At 55.0% G+C, this 13,588-nt stretch carries 18 protein-coding genes; 9 read left to right on the forward strand and 9 right to left on the reverse strand.

The features are described from left to right. Window positions 1–39: 39 nt before the first annotated feature. The 4 genes from ACLI1M_RS04175 to ACLI1M_RS04190 are packed head-to-tail and all read right to left on the reverse strand — an operon-like array spanning window position 40 to window position 1,521. Window positions 40–399 (reverse strand): hypothetical protein, encoded by a 360-nt coding sequence (locus ACLI1M_RS04175; RefSeq protein ID WP_411706685.1) that lies wholly within the window; start codon window positions 397–399, stop codon window positions 40–42. Continuing rightward, window positions 399–947 (reverse strand): hypothetical protein, encoded by a 549-nt coding sequence (locus tag ACLI1M_RS04180; RefSeq protein WP_411706686.1) that lies wholly within the window; start codon window positions 945–947, stop codon window positions 399–401. The genes ACLI1M_RS04175 and ACLI1M_RS04180 overlap by 1 nt, the downstream gene beginning before the upstream one ends. Before the next feature lie 10 nt (window positions 948–957). Further along, the gene (locus ACLI1M_RS04185; RefSeq protein WP_411706687.1) at window positions 958–1,329 is read right to left on the reverse strand and encodes a hypothetical protein; all 372 of its coding nucleotides are present in this window, start codon (window positions 1,327–1,329) and stop codon (window positions 958–960) included. Beyond that, complete coding sequence (locus ACLI1M_RS04190) at window positions 1,330–1,521, reverse strand: helix-turn-helix transcriptional regulator (protein ID WP_411706688.1); 192 nt, start codon at window positions 1,519–1,521, stop codon at window positions 1,330–1,332. A 129-nt stretch (window positions 1,522–1,650) separates the two neighbouring features. On the opposite strand from ACLI1M_RS04190, the gene ACLI1M_RS04195 reads away from it, so the two are divergent. The 5 genes from ACLI1M_RS04195 (at window position 1,651) to ACLI1M_RS04215 (ending at window position 7,296) form a co-directional block, all read left to right on the forward strand. Continuing rightward, window positions 1,651–2,142 (forward strand): hypothetical protein, encoded by a 492-nt coding sequence (locus ACLI1M_RS04195; protein ID WP_411706689.1) that lies wholly within the window; start codon window positions 1,651–1,653, stop codon window positions 2,140–2,142. Between the two features lie 229 nt (window positions 2,143–2,371). After that, window positions 2,372–3,265, forward strand: coding sequence for a tyrosine-type recombinase/integrase (locus ACLI1M_RS04200; RefSeq protein WP_411706690.1), 894 nt, complete (start codon window positions 2,372–2,374; stop codon window positions 3,263–3,265). Window positions 3,266–3,596: 331 nt separating this feature from the next. After that, window positions 3,597–4,364 carry a Bax inhibitor-1/YccA family membrane protein gene (locus ACLI1M_RS04205; RefSeq protein ID WP_023021902.1) on the forward strand — a complete coding sequence of 256 codons (768 nt, stop codon included), beginning with the start codon at window positions 3,597–3,599 and terminating at the stop codon, window positions 4,362–4,364. 360 nt (window positions 4,365–4,724) lie between these two features. Beyond that, complete coding sequence (locus ACLI1M_RS04210; RefSeq protein WP_411706691.1) at window positions 4,725–5,447, forward strand: DUF3558 family protein; 723 nt, start codon at window positions 4,725–4,727, stop codon at window positions 5,445–5,447. A 349-nt stretch (window positions 5,448–5,796) separates the two neighbouring features. Further along, window positions 5,797–7,296 (forward strand): hypothetical protein, encoded by a 1,500-nt coding sequence (locus tag ACLI1M_RS04215; protein ID WP_411706692.1) that lies wholly within the window; start codon window positions 5,797–5,799, stop codon window positions 7,294–7,296. A gap of 41 nt (window positions 7,297–7,337) precedes the next feature. Here the strand turns inward: ACLI1M_RS04215 and ACLI1M_RS04220 are convergent, their stop codons facing one another. The 3 genes from ACLI1M_RS04220 to ACLI1M_RS04230 all read right to left on the reverse strand — a co-directional run bounded on the left by ACLI1M_RS04220 (window position 7,338) and on the right by ACLI1M_RS04230 (window position 8,770). Further along, a complete protein-coding gene (locus ACLI1M_RS04220) occupies window positions 7,338–7,616 on the reverse strand; it encodes a hypothetical protein (RefSeq protein WP_023021899.1) in 279 nt (92 codons plus the stop codon). A gap of 41 nt (window positions 7,617–7,657) precedes the next feature. Beyond that, window positions 7,658–8,179, reverse strand: a complete 522-nt coding sequence (gene greA, locus ACLI1M_RS04225) for a transcription elongation factor GreA (protein ID WP_200287834.1) — start codon at window positions 8,177–8,179, stop codon at window positions 7,658–7,660. Window positions 8,180–8,299: 120 nt separating this feature from the next. Then, window positions 8,300–8,770 (reverse strand): DUF4307 domain-containing protein, encoded by a 471-nt coding sequence (locus tag ACLI1M_RS04230; protein ID WP_023021897.1) that lies wholly within the window; start codon window positions 8,768–8,770, stop codon window positions 8,300–8,302. A gap of 95 nt (window positions 8,771–8,865) precedes the next feature. Between ACLI1M_RS04230 and mca the strand changes: the two genes are divergently transcribed. From mca to ACLI1M_RS04245, 3 genes are read left to right on the forward strand one after another with little or no spacing between them, the layout of a single operon-like run. After that, window positions 8,866–9,756 (forward strand): mycothiol conjugate amidase Mca, encoded by an 891-nt coding sequence (mca, locus tag ACLI1M_RS04235; RefSeq protein WP_023021896.1) that lies wholly within the window; start codon window positions 8,866–8,868, stop codon window positions 9,754–9,756. Window positions 9,757–9,759: 3 nt separating this feature from the next. Continuing rightward, window positions 9,760–10,071 carry a hypothetical protein gene (locus ACLI1M_RS04240; protein ID WP_200287832.1) on the forward strand — a complete coding sequence of 104 codons (312 nt, stop codon included), beginning with the start codon at window positions 9,760–9,762 and terminating at the stop codon, window positions 10,069–10,071. Between the two features lie 12 nt (window positions 10,072–10,083). After that, on the forward strand, window positions 10,084–10,860 hold the full coding sequence (locus ACLI1M_RS04245) for an isoprenyl transferase (RefSeq protein ID WP_023021894.1): 777 nt from the start codon (window positions 10,084–10,086) through the stop codon (window positions 10,858–10,860). A gap of 3 nt (window positions 10,861–10,863) precedes the next feature. Here the strand turns inward: ACLI1M_RS04245 and coaA are convergent, their stop codons facing one another. After that, window positions 10,864–11,790 (reverse strand): type I pantothenate kinase, encoded by a 927-nt coding sequence (gene coaA, locus ACLI1M_RS04250; protein ID WP_023021893.1) that lies wholly within the window; start codon window positions 11,788–11,790, stop codon window positions 10,864–10,866. Window positions 11,791–11,907: 117 nt separating this feature from the next. Here coaA and glyA point away from each other — a divergent pair, with 117 nt between their 5' ends. Continuing rightward, the gene (gene glyA / locus ACLI1M_RS04255; RefSeq protein ID WP_023021892.1) at window positions 11,908–13,191 is read left to right on the forward strand and encodes a serine hydroxymethyltransferase; all 1,284 of its coding nucleotides are present in this window, start codon (window positions 11,908–11,910) and stop codon (window positions 13,189–13,191) included. Here glyA and ACLI1M_RS04260 read toward each other — a convergent pair. Then, a complete protein-coding gene (locus ACLI1M_RS04260; RefSeq protein WP_023021891.1) occupies window positions 13,188–13,517 on the reverse strand; it encodes a DUF5997 family protein in 330 nt (109 codons plus the stop codon). The two genes, glyA and ACLI1M_RS04260, sit on opposite strands and share 4 nt — an antisense overlap. Between the last annotated feature and the right edge of the window lie 71 nt (window positions 13,518–13,588).

Consider the following 13,588-nt stretch of genomic DNA (forward strand, 5'->3'; position numbering starts at 1 on the left):
GAAGATCCGCTACTGAAAGAAGAGCGTCAGCGTTTACCGTCATTTGCGGGCCTCCGATCCGTCGATGGTGGTGGTGCTCATGCGGGTGAAGAACTCGGTAACTTCGTCAGCAATGAGTTGGAACTCCTTATCGCCAGGGACGAGCGCACCATCATTTCGCTTGTCACGAAACTCTGTAGAGATGGAGAACACCTTCCAACTGCTACGGCTGAAAAGAACGGAGTAGAAGTTATTGAGGTGGGATCCGTCTCGTCGCCATTTGCGGCGACCGTCTGCACGGGTTTCTTTCACCACATGGACGGATGCACAGTCAGCAAATCCCGTGTTTACGTATTCATTGCGGTGTCGAAGAATGATGAAGTCTGGGCTGTAGGAAACTACTGTGTAGCGTTCTTGCATTACTCGTCACCTTCTCCCCAAGAGTTCAGGCCGGCGCGCTGTAGGTCGAGGTCATCAATAGCTTTCATGGCGTCGAGGACGGTCATGTAGTCGCCGCCTTCGCGGTAGCGTTCGACGAGCATGTATTGCAGGTCCATAGGTGACCAATCAGAATTTCCCGTGATGCGAGTGATTTCTTCGCGCCTGCGGGCATCGTGGCGGGCTTTTTCTTCCTCATGCTGCTTGGCGGCGTCACGCTCCTGTTGCACCACCTGGTGGTGTTGCTCAACGAGGGAGCGGAGCTGCTTAGTCAGCATGGTGTTAGTCCTCTGGACTTCTCCAAAATCCGCGTCGAGCTCCTGGAACTCGGCCGGGCTGGCATTGAGTGATTCCTCGTTGATTTGGCGAAGGGCCCGGTTGTTGTTGGAGATAGCGGCCTGAACCTTGCCGATAGCGCGGCGAAGTTCGCGGCTGTTATGATTACGGGTGTACGAGCCTTTACCAGTCTCGCCTGCTCCCTCGTTGGTGTTCGCAGCACCTGCGAGGGTTTTCTTATTAGGGGTGGTCAATTTCTTCTCCTTATGCGGCGTTGTCTTGGGGTGGGATTACAGCGTCTGGCGTGCCACTGGGGTGCATCGTGGTGATGTTGTCCGGCCGGTAGCTCATGCCTTCGGGGTCGGTAACGACTTCGCCCTTGTAATGCAGGCGAACCGGAAGGCCGTTGCTGTAGTGAGTAGCGCGGTGCACGTTGTGGTGCATGGCTTCTTTGCGGACCGCTTCGCGGATGCCGTCGAGGATGTAGATAGCGTTCTGCAGGTTTTCGGGCAGCTCGTCGAACTCCGGGCAAGCGCCGTCGATGTCCTGGATTTCCTCGTTAGCGACGTCGAGAGAAACGAGCACGCTATCAGCGAGATACGCCAGCGAGTCCTGAGGAAGATACTGTTTCCGCACTTACGCCACCTCCTTCGGCAACTCGTCGAGTCCCAGAAGCTCTAGAAGAGGGTTAGTTGGAACGACATAGCGCCCACCAATCTGGATAACTTTCGTCGGGAAAGTCCCGTTGCGGGCTGCAGCATACGCACTGCTTTTAGAGATACCGAGCAGCTCGGCTGCTGCCCTAAGTGTGGTTGTTGCTGGGGACATGGGTATCCTTTCCAATGTGTAATGTGTTGCACCATTCGGAACCGTTTGTTCCTTACGTGCAACACCGAGTGTACATCAACTGTTCGTACCGAACAACACGATTGGAACCATTTTGGAAAGGTGCAGGTAATGAGTGGTGGCGAAGACGTACAGAAAGATTATTTCGGCTCGAATTTAAGTGCGCTTAGGAAATCTCGTTCAATCTCGCGCCAAGCGTTAATTGACCTACTTAAAGACAAGTGGGGGATAGCAATGCACTCAACAACGTTGCGGCGAATTGAATCTGGGGAGCAGAGCGCAAAAGCCCTCGAAGCGATGGCCATAGCCGATTTATTTCAACAAGACTTGACCCGGATGATTGCAAGGCCCATTTCTGAGGACGATGCATTTTATCTGAGTCTCAAGCAAGATCTGGTTAGGGACGAGGAAGCGGTCTATTTGGCTGTTAAAGGGTTCATGGACTCGTATAACAGGGCTGATGAAGCTCTGGCTTCCATCGACAGTGATGTTCCAACTGCAGCACTAACGGAGCTGAAGAAATACTTCGACTCCATCGGCACACATATAGAACTCGCACGCGACGTACGAAAAGAATGGGCATTTAGAAGTGGCTCGCGGTAGGCCGGCGACGCCGCTGGGAACGTGGGGTGAAATATCTTCCAAGCAGTTGGAGTCCGGGAAGTGGCAGTCTTCCACGCGGCTTCGCCTATGGAACGGCGAAACAGTCCGTGTTCGAGCGCGGGGCAATTCAAAATCCGGCTCCGTCAACGCTGTTAAGGCGAAATGCACAGAGAAGTTAGGGGCTTCGGATTCGGAGGTTCTCACAACGACGAGTCCAGTCTCCGATTTGATGGAACACTGGTTGGAGACGAAGAAGAAGGTTCGCCCCCAGTCGCGTGACCGTTACCGTAATTCAATTGACCGTCACATTGTGCCCGCCTTCGGGGAGATGCGTATTCGGGAAGTCACTCCGTCATACTTGAATAGTTGGCTCCAGGCCCTGCCTTCGGGCGTTGCTCCGAATGTTCGTACTGTTCTTAAAGGCGCTTTCAAAATGGCGACAAGATACGGGTTGATTCCGTCCGACCCTATGCAAGTTGTCGAACCGGTCGCCGTTGAGCAAAAGGAAGTCCGCGCTTTGACGTTGGATGAGATTCCTAGGTTCCGTACGCAGATTGCTAAGTCTGGCAATGAGACGCTCCAGGACGTGGTGGACGTTAGCTTGGCTACTGGGCTGCGGGCTGGCGAGGTTCTTGGGATGAAGTGGAGTGATATTGACTTGGAGGATGAGCCGCCGATTCTTCGGGTAAGTGGATCAATGGTCTACTCGAAGGACACGGGTTTAATTCGACAAGATGGGGGTAAGACTGGTAATGCGGTTCGTCCGATTCAGTTGTCCCGAATGTGTGTTGAGATTCTGCAGCGTCGAAAAGAAAAGTACGGAGTCTTAGAGATGGTGTTCCCGTCCGGGGCGGGCACGTATCTTTGGGAGAACAATTTCAACCGTTGGCTTAGGCAGTGGCGCGGCGAAGAATTTAGCTGGGTGACGATACACACCCTTAGAAACACCCTCGGGACTATCGTCTATGACGAATTGGGTCCTGCCAAGGCTGCGGAGGTTTTGGGTCACTCGTCTAGCTTGTTGACGGAGCGGGTTTACGTCCAACGCAATGACAATGGTGTCCCCATTGGCGATTTAGTGAATGCAGCGCTAGATGGTGTCCAAAAAGTGTCCAAAAAATAGTAAGAAATAGCCGAAAATCCTAACTCTAGCCGGAATAGGTAAACTTCTTACCTGCAACAACAGGAATGTTAACCGCCAGAAAAGTAGCCCATGACTTAGAATTTAGAACGATTCAGTGTGGGTTCGAGTCCCACTGGGGGCACCGTGTGAAGTCTCGAGACATCGTTCCTATGGTGTCTCGAGATTTTGTTTTGGTAAGTCTCCACAGCCTTTATGCGGAAACTGTTCGCAAAACTTTTAGCTACATGGAAAGACTGCGGAACTTTATAGGGCGGTGTCTCGTTGAACAGGTTGAGATAGCTAAATTGCACCTCTCTTAGAAAGGACAACCGTGCGTTCAAGCAATCCGGTAATGAGTTCTCTGACCGAAAATAGTACCCGCCAAAATTCTGGATACGGGGACGAAGCTGCTCGTCCAATGACCGTGGATGACGTCGTCACCAAGACAGGCATCACCCTCGGCGTCATCATCGTCGCCGCAGCCATCAATTTTGGGCTGGGAATGGTAAATCCAGGTATTGCCATGGCATTGACTCTGGTCGGTGGCATCGGTGGCTTCATTACTGTGCTGGTTGCTTCTTTTGGCAAGAAGTGGGGTTCTGCTGCGGTCACACTGATTTACGCCGTATTTGAGGGACTATTCGTTGGTGGCTTCTCCTTCATGTTTGCCAATGTGAACTTCCAAGGTGAAGGCGGAATGGCAATCATCGGCCAGGCAATCGTTGGAACCATTGGTGTATTCATCGGCATGTTGATCGTGTACAAGACCGGTGCAGTTAAGGTGACCCCGAAATTCACCAAGATCCTCTTCGGCTTGGTCGCCGGAGTTGCTGTCATGGCGTTGGTTAACTTCTTGGGCGCAATCTTCTTCGACTTCAACCCTTTGCGTGATGGCGGCCCGATTGCCATTATCTTTTCACTTGTTTGCATCGTTCTTGGTGCGCTGTCCTTCCTGACTGACTTTGATCAGGCTGACCGTATGATCCGTGCCGGCGCTCCCGCTAGCAATGCTTGGGGCGTAGCTCTCGGCCTCGCTGTGACCTTGGTCTGGCTCTACACTGAGATTCTTCGTCTCTTGAGCTATTTCCAGCGAGACTAATCAACTTTTCACGTAGGCCCGCACTGAGATGCGGGCCTTTTTGCTGCCATAAAACGCTTACAAGCGTGTAATTAGTGGGGTAGTTCGGGGGATAAAGTGAGGGTTTAGGCTTTATTTGGTCTAGAAGGGTGGTCTCAGGAGTAGTACAGCTAATAAGCAGGAAACTTCGCCTTTTAGGCGTTATGGATGTGACATATGGGGCGAATAATTTTGTTAAATCGCCGTTAACCTTCTTGGTTGCGTAGAAAATTCGTGGAGTTCCGTGCATGCTGTGTACCGGAACAGGAAAACGAAGTGAAGAGTTCTCTTCTTCACTATCTTGTTCCTCTCGTCAGAAAAGTGAGTGCGCGAAGGATTGTTGTGAAGCGTCAGGTAACCGTAGCAACGTTGATGGTCAGTAGCTCCGTTGTGCTGGGTAGCTGCGTTGCGGACATCGGTACGAGGAGCGCGTCAGAGGAAACCACGAATGTGGACGAGACTGGCGGCATTAGTTCGGCCGACGGTGCAGGGGGAACCAACGGGGACCTGGGGGATGACGCGGACAGCAATCGGGGGGAATCGGCACGCACCGACGGCGAGGAAAATGTGCAAGGCGCCGGCCAACCGGGGGAGGCCGGCGCCACGGGGCCGGGAGAATCATCCGGTGTCCTACCGCCACTGGGGGAATTCGATCCGGCTGATCCAAGTTTCGAGCTTTTCGATCCGTGTACGGAGATTCCAGATGAAGCTTTGAAAAATATGGGAGTCGGGAAGTTAGAAGGAGATGTAGTAAGGGAATCTGGCTTCTCTCTTTGCACATATTCTCTTACAGACACTTCTCAACGATCGGGAGTCGTGGGATTTTCGAGCTCGATAAGGACTCCGGCGGATGAGGAACTGTTAGAACTCAAAAAGTCGGACGGTGATGAAAAACTGTTGCCAGTGGAATTTGTCAAAAATGAGTTGTTTGATGACATGTTCTGTACTGGCGGAGTTCAGACAGAGCGTGGCTATATTACCGTGAGCCATTCTGGTTACGGCTTTGAAAGCAATCTTCAAGAGAAATGCTCGGAAGTCGAGCAAATAATGGCTGAAATACTTTAATGAATAATTCGGGGGAAGAATGAAAATTCGTACGGAAAGTATCTTGTCTGCAGCATTAAAAACTTCAACAATGCGGCGCGAAATGAACTCACTAGTAGCGCAAGCTAGGTCACCACTTACTGCGGGATTCTCTCCAGTAATTGGGATAGACCATGTCGGGGCCGTCCACCAGCGAGTGCTTGAGACAGATCCAGGCTCGGCTAGTAATTCGATTAGGGCGTTTTCTCAACAACTTGAATGGTTGGATGACAGCTTAGGTCGAGAAGCACGTGGCTTTCAGGCGCAGGAGGACGCGAATAGCAGGGGAATGGAGATTGCGGATGCGGGTGGGGACATAGGCATTGAGTCTATGCCGATTATGAACCAGCCGGAGCCAGGGTACAGTCCCTTCGGGTTTTCTATGCCGGTGGTGAATGTTGGCACCGACATCGTGAAGCTCGCGACGGACCTGATGTCGACACAGATTTGGAATGTGTCGGAGGCAAATGCGCGGTGGAGCTCATTGGCGTCGGAAGTCGACGATATTGTCAGCGGCTTAGAGGAAGCAGCCGGGTCTTTGGAAAGCGAGAATGACAGCGAGGCTACGTCGAGGGCTGCGGCGAAGATTCGGGAGGTGGCGGCGTCGGGAAGCCATTTTGTGGCAAATGCAAAGGTCATGGGGGAGAAGCTAACCGGATTCCATGCCAAGCTCATGGGGATGCAGCCGGCCGCGATGGCTATGGCTATGGAAGTGATGGCAATCCCAGAACCGGTGGAGCGTGAAATTGCGGAAAAGGCCGCATTGGCCATGCTGCAACCAGACCTGCAGCGATTCGCCATAGAGGCCATGCCTTACCAGCATGCATTGATGGAGCAATCGCCGGCGTCGGGAGGCGGAGGCGTCGATGCGGGACTTGCCGGAGTGGAAGGTGATGGTCAGCGCTACACTACCGAAGAAGTGGTGTGGCCGAAAAAGATTGCGGAGGCGATTGCGCGAGGCGATTTGGGCCCCGGAAACTTTGACGTTGTCAATGGAAACGTAAACGGGTTGGATGCTGTGGGGATGAGCCCGCAGGAAATCAGCGAGTTTCACCAACAAATGCATACCAGTGGCAGGAATGCACTGGAAAGGCTGGGGCTAGGAGAACAAGTAACCATTGGGGGTAACGAAGTTTCCACCCAAGGGGCATCGATGCCGGGGGCTGTCGCAGCGAATGGGGTGATGGGGCAGGTTCCTAGTGGCACAGCACATCCCGTTGGTGCTGGAGTGAGCACGGGGGCGCTCAACGGTAGCGGCCCGGTTGCGCCATCAGTTAATGCACATTCTGCGAGCGGGAGTATGGCACCAATGATGGCATCCGGAAGGCCTGCAGATGCCGGTCGCGGTGCTCTTGGTAAGCAACAGCCACTGCGTGGTGGGTTCGGAGCCGGCCCGGGAATCTTAAGCAGTAGCGCCGATATAAGGCATGCCGGAAGAGGTGCGCAACTGGGCCAAAGCCTTGGACGCGGAACTGGCGCGGCAATTCCCTACGCTGGAGTTGGTTCGCGCGCAGGTCTTGGCGCCGGTACAGGAACCGTAGGAGGACCCGGTATGCGTGCCGGTGCGGGCGGCAGCCTTGGTATTGGAACCGGAAGCGGCGAAAACAGCGCGGCAACGCGCGGGGGCAATGCCGGTCGTTCTACTGGCGGGGCGCGGGCTTATGGCCCGATGATGGGGATGCGCGGTAAGGATAGTGAGAAAAAGCGCGTAAAGTCCGTGACTACGCAGGTCGAAAAGGACCCCAATAAACGCGACCTATTAGGCGAGCCGCCCGCTGTAGTGCCCGGCGTAATCGGGGACTGGGTGCGGGAAGTAAACGTGGAAAAATAACATGAAAAAGGGCCGAGGAAACCCTCGGCCCTTCCGTCTTTTTACTGCTGCGGCAGCTCGGTGGCGGTACCATTCAGGTGCGGCTGTGCTGGCTCCTCAGGGACACCGGACTCAACTACAGGCTGCTGCTCTTGAACAACGGACTCAGGTGCGGAAGAGCTGGTGTCAGCGTCCTTTTGCATTGGGGCCTCACCAGTGAAGGTAGAAGCATTTTCTACCTTGGAATCAGAGTCCTGCTGGTTGGGTGGGTGGCAAGCAGCGAGGGAGAGGCCGGCGGTGAAGACGAGACCAGCGGCAGCGTAACGGGAGAACTTCTTCATGGGGATATGCTCTTTCTCCAAAGTGGTAATTGGCTTAAAGTTTAGGACTCGCGCGGAGTAGCGGCCTTAGCAGAATCATACGGCGCAGCGGATTCGATGGTGACGGAAATGGTCTTGCCATTCGGAGCGGTGTACTCGCGGGTCTCACCTTCCTGCGCGCCGAGGATGGCAGCGCCCAGTGGCGACTGCTCCGAATAGGTTTCCAAATCCTTGTTGTCAGAAGCAGCGGCGCGGGTACCGATGAGGAAGGTCTCCTTATCGTCCTTGTTGCCGTTGTAGTAAACGTGAACTACGGAACCAGTGTGGGCTACACCCTCCTGAACAGCACCGCGCTCGGTGGTGGCATTCGCGAGGACCTCAGAGATCTGCTTGATGCGGGCCTCTTCCTGGTCCTGCATTTCACGAGCAGCATCGTAACCGGCGTTCTCCTTGAGGTCGCCTTCCTCACGGCGCTCGTTGATCTCAGCCGCGACTACTGGGCGATGATCGATAAGCTCCTGCAGCTCGGCCTCGAGCTTCGCCTTGGTTTCTGGGGTGATGTACTGCTTTTGCTGCTCAGCCATTCTGCAACCTTCCGTAGATAGGAATTGTGGTCAAAGCCCCTAGTTGTCCCTGGGGCCATAAGTAAAAGTGGAACTAGGCAAATGCCCAGTTCTAGGCGCTACAAATCCTAGCACACGCGGCTAGCGGCTTTCCGCGTAGTCAGGGTTATCCATATCCAAGTATTCGGGGATATTGCCAGAGCAACCATAAGCGCCGCCAGCGACGGCGCGGGCGTTGGTCGGGACGTCAACAGCGATACGCTGGGTTTCATTTCCGCCAGCGGGAACAGGAAACTCGCGTCGGCCTACTTCGGACTTGGAATAATCAAAGGCTTGGACAATGCAATAAGCCTCTTCATCGGTGTGGTTACGGGTGACGTCGACCCAGACGCGGGTGGTGTCATCGCTCAAAACCTCTTGGGTCACGATGGAAACCTGCGCGTTCACGCGCTCCTTTTGTTGAAAGTACCGGAAGCCAAAGAAGATGAGCGCGATAAAAATGGCGATAAAGATCAGCACCAGCGCCTTATTAGTCCAGCTACCTGAGTTCTTTTCAGAAGGCCCCCGAGAGCCATAGCGGGCGGCTGAGCGAGATTTTCCGGCGGAAGTCATGCTTCCCACTCTAGCCGAGGACCACTGTTTTCCAATTATCTACTAGGATAATCATCTGTTCAAAGAACCTAGATTTATAAGGGGATGGATTTTCAGTGAGCGATTTTCGCCTACTAGCTATCCACGCGCACCCGGACGATGAGTCTTCCAAGGGGGCTGCAACCACCGCGCGCTATGCCGCAGAAGGCAACGAGGTTTTGGTGCTGACCTGTACCGGCGGCGAGCGCGGCGATGTGATTAACCCCGCCATGGACCGCCCTGGGATCAAGGAACATATGGGCGAGGTTCGTCGGGAAGAAATGGCTAAAGCTGCGCGTGCGCTAGGCGTGCACCATCGCTGGCTGGGCTACGTCGACTCCGGTTTGCCGGATCCGGTTGAAGGCAAGTCTATGGAAGAGCTGCTACCGGAGGGCTGCTTCGCGTTGCAGGGAGACGACACCGTTGCGCAGGAATTTGTCCAGGTGATCCGCGAGTTTCGCCCACACGTCATCATCACCTATGACGAAAATGGCGGGTATCCGCACCCAGATCATTTGATGGTGCATAGGGCCTCGATGATTGCGTGGGAAAAGGCCGACGATGCCGAGTATCACCCAGAGTTGGGTGAGGCGTGGACGCCGCTAAAGCTGTACTACTCGCATGGCTTCGTCTATCAGCGCATGAAGATGTTCCATGATTTGCTCTTGGAGGAGGGCAAAACTAGCCCCTATGGGCCGATGCTGGCGCGCTGGGACACCGCGTTTGGAGATATCATGGCGCGTGTAACGACCCAGGTGGAATGCGCAGACTATTTCAGCAATCGCGAAGAGGCTCTGCGTGCGCATGCCACGCAGATTGATCCGGCTGGTGCTTTCTTGGCGACGTCGGTGGAGGTACAGCAACGCCTGTGGCCCACCGAGGAGTTTGAGCTGGCGAAAACCCGCGTTTCTACCTCCTTGCCAGAAAACAACCTTTTTGCAGGCATCGAAGAAAAAGAGGAGGCTTAAGACATGAGCGTGTATGGCTCTTTCGTTCTAGCCACAAATGATGCATTTGTACTTGCTCAAGGCACCCAGGGCGCCGAAGGCGGTCCAATGGGTCCTGAATTTGGCAAAGCTTCGCCCATCGGCTTGCTGATCTTGGCCCTAATGGGAGTTGCAGTGTTAATCGCGGGATGGAATTTTCACCGCCGTTACTCACGCTTCCGCCGCCGCATGATGTTTGCGGAAGACCACGGTATCGATCCATTTGATGAGGAAGCCGTGGATGAGGCGATGAAAGAAGCTGGCATTTACGATAACCGCAAAAAGTCCATTTTCTAGGCGGATAGACTAATGAGCGTGAGTTCTCTCAAACAGCTGGCTTACCCGGTTTATGAAGCCCGTCTGGCGCGCCTTATTAAAGGCAAGCCGCAGCCCAAACACATTGCCATCATGGCCGATGGCAATCGCCGGTGGGCGCGCGAGGCTGGTTTTACCGATATCAGCCACGGTCACCGCCAAGGCGCGAAGAAAATTGGAGAGATGATCTCATGGTGCAGCGATACCGATATCGAAGTAGTCACCATCTATTTGCTGTCCACGGAGAATCTAAAGCGCAGCGAACAAGAAGTAGAGCTGCTCTTTGACATCATCTCGGATGTGGTTACGCACCTATCCCACAGCGATGTCGGTTGCCAAGTCCGCCTTGTCGGCCACCTTGATCTGCTCCCGGATGATATTCGCCAGCGCATGGTGGCGGCGGCAGCGGAAACTAAGGACAATACCGGAGTCATCGTCAATGTGGCAGTGGGATATGGCGGACGCCAAGAAATCGTAGACGCAGTGCAGAACTTGGTGCGCGCGGAAGCCGAGAAGGGAACCTCTGCTGCGGAGATGGCGGATCGCGTTACCGCGGATTCCATTGGCGAGCACCTGTACACTAAGGGGCTTCCGGACCCAGACCTGGTTATCCGTACCTCTGGTGAACAACGACTTTCGGGCTTTCTCCTATGGCAGGCCGCGTACTCGGAGATCTGGTTTACAGATACCTACTGGCCGGCATTCCGCAAGGTGGATTTTCTCCGTGCCCTGCGGGACTATTCCCAACGTTCGCGCCGCTTTGGTAAATAAGCGCTAGAGCTTGCGCATCCGCACTTGTTCCACCAAGTGATGCGAGCCCTTTTTGAGTACGAGAGAGGCTCGTATGCGGGTGGGCAGGATATTTTCTACGAGGTTGGGCAGGTTGATGGACTGCCAAATTTCACGGGCTTGGGCGCGCGCTTCCTCATCGTCCATATCTGCAAAGGCAGAGAAGTGGGCATTAGGTTCGCGGAAAGCGGTGTGGCGCAGGGTGAGGAAGCGATTAATATACCACTGCTCGATATCATCGGTGCGGGCATCAACGTAGACTGAAAAGTCAAAGAGATCCGCCACGGTGAGCGTAGGGCTTGTTTGCAACACATTGAGACCCTCTAGGATCAGGATGTCAGGTTGATGGACTTCCTGGTATTTTCCGTCCACGATGTCATAGCTGATATGCGAATACAGTGGAGCCTTGACCAGTGGCTTTCCTGATTTTACGTCGGTGACAAAGCGGAGCAATGCGCGCCGGTCATAGGATTCCGGAAATCCCTTGCGCTGCATGAGTCCGCGTTCTTTTAAGGTCTTGGTGGGGAAGAGGAAGCCGTCGGTAGTAACGAGCGCGACCTCGGGGTGAGAATCCCAACGCTGCAGCAGCACCTGTAGGAGACGGGCAGTGGTGGATTTTCCTACCGCCACCGAACCTGCCACGCCGATGACAAACGGAACGTGCGTTGGAGGATTTCCTAAGAAGGATTCAGTAGCTGAGGTGAGCTGCTGGCGCGCTGTGACCTGCATGTGGATAAGGCGGGAGAGAGGGAGGTAGACATCAGCCACCTCATCTAGGTCAATGCGGTCTCCTAGGCCGCGAAGTTTTTCAACCTCGGTCTCCGTGAGCACCTGGGGCATGGATTTACGCAAACCACGCCAGGTCTCGCGGTCAAAATCTAGGTAGGGACTCGAATCCAATGTGCGCGCCATGGCTCTATTGTCGCACTTGCCTAATCCATGGGTAAAAGTATGCCCCCTTCGGGTGCTGGGCACGATAAGATATGCAGCAGCCCATACCGCTTGATATTGAGAAGGGGACCACACTTTATGGCTTCTTTTACCTCTGACCTCCGCGACCTTGACCCGGACGTATTCGGCGCTATCCAGGGAGAGATTTCCCGCCAGCGCGAAACTCTGGAAATGATCGCTTCTGAGAACTTTGTGCCTCGCGCCGTGCTCCAGGCGCAGGGCTCCGTGCTCACCAATAAGTACGCTGAAGGCTACCCAGGCCGCCGCTACTACGGAGGCTGCGAGCATGTCGACGTCGTGGAGGACCTGGCTCGTAACCGCGCGAAGGAGCTTTTTGGCGCGGAATTCGCCAATGTTCAGCCACACTCCGGTGCGCAGGCGAACGCTGCGGTGCTGTCCACCATTGCTGAGCCAGGAGACAAGATTTTGGGCTTGTCCCTCGCTCACGGCGGTCACCTGACTCACGGCATGAAGTTGAACTTCTCCGGCAAGCTTTATGATGTTGCCGCCTACGAGGTGGACCCAGAGACCATGCGCGTGGACATGGATAAGCTGCGGGAGCAAGCGCTGAAAGAGAAGCCAAAGGTTATTATTGGTGGCTGGTCTGCTTACCCGCGCACCATGGATTTTGCGGCCTTCCGTGAAATTGCTGATGAGGTCGGCGCTTACCTATGGGTAGATATGGCTCACTTCGCTGGCCTCGTGGCCGCCGGCCTGCACCCGAGCCCGGTGCCGCACGCTGATATCGTGTCCACCACCGTGCACAAAACCCTGGGTGGCCCACGCTCCGGCATGATTTTGGCCAAGCAGGAGTATGCCAAGAAGATCAATTCCAACGTCTTCCCAGGGCAGCAGGGCGGACCGCTGATGCACGTAGTCGCTGCGAAGGCCATTGCCATGAAGATTGCCGCGACCGAGGAGTTTAAGGAGCGCCAAGAGCGCACCTTGGAGGGTGCTCGCATTCTGGCGGAGCGCCTTACCGCGGAGGATGCTAAGGCGGCTGGCGTGGACGTGCTCACCGGCGGCACCGACGTGCACTTGGTCTTGGCTGACCTGCGAAATTCCGAGTTGGATGGCCAGCAGGCAGAGGATCTGCTGCATGAAGTAGGCATCACTGTTAACCGCAATGCCGTCCCGAATGACCCTCGTCCGCCGATGGTCACGTCTGGCCTGCGCATTGGTACCTCTGCGCTGGCAACCCGCGGTTTGGATGCTGAGGCCTTTACCGAGGTCGCAGATATCATCGGCACCGCCTTGGTACAGGGCAAGAACGCCGATGTGGAGGCCCTCCGCGCACGCGTGGACAAGATTGCCCAGCACTACCCGCTGTATGAGGGCCTCGAGGACTGGAAGCTGGTCTAGTCCTTTACCTCATGTCCACGGGCCTGCGCCATGGTGGCGCGGGCCTGCTGGAGCCATTCTGGTTGCTCTTGGAGGAGCTGATTGATTTCCGCTGTGGTTAGCGGCTTATCCATATCGTTTTTCTTGAGCGCGGTAACAGAGATGCCTAGCTTATGGGCGACTTCCGGGCGGGGGTGAGGACCCTCGCGACGCAAGGTTTGCAGCCACTCGGGCGGGTTATGCTGCAATTCGCGCAGCTCTTCGTGGCTAATGGCACTATTTTGAAACTCGTCCGGCGCAGCGGGCAGGTAGATGCCAAGCTTCTTCGCTGCGGTCTGGGCACGCATGGCGGTGCCGGATGGTTGCTTATGTTCTTCAGTCACGCTTTTACCGTAGCACTTTCAGTAGACTGTCCTCT

Source organism: Corynebacterium sp. LaCa54 (assembly GCF_046717495.1).
Lineage (GTDB): Bacteria > Actinomycetota > Actinomycetes > Mycobacteriales > Mycobacteriaceae > Corynebacterium > Corynebacterium kefirresidentii.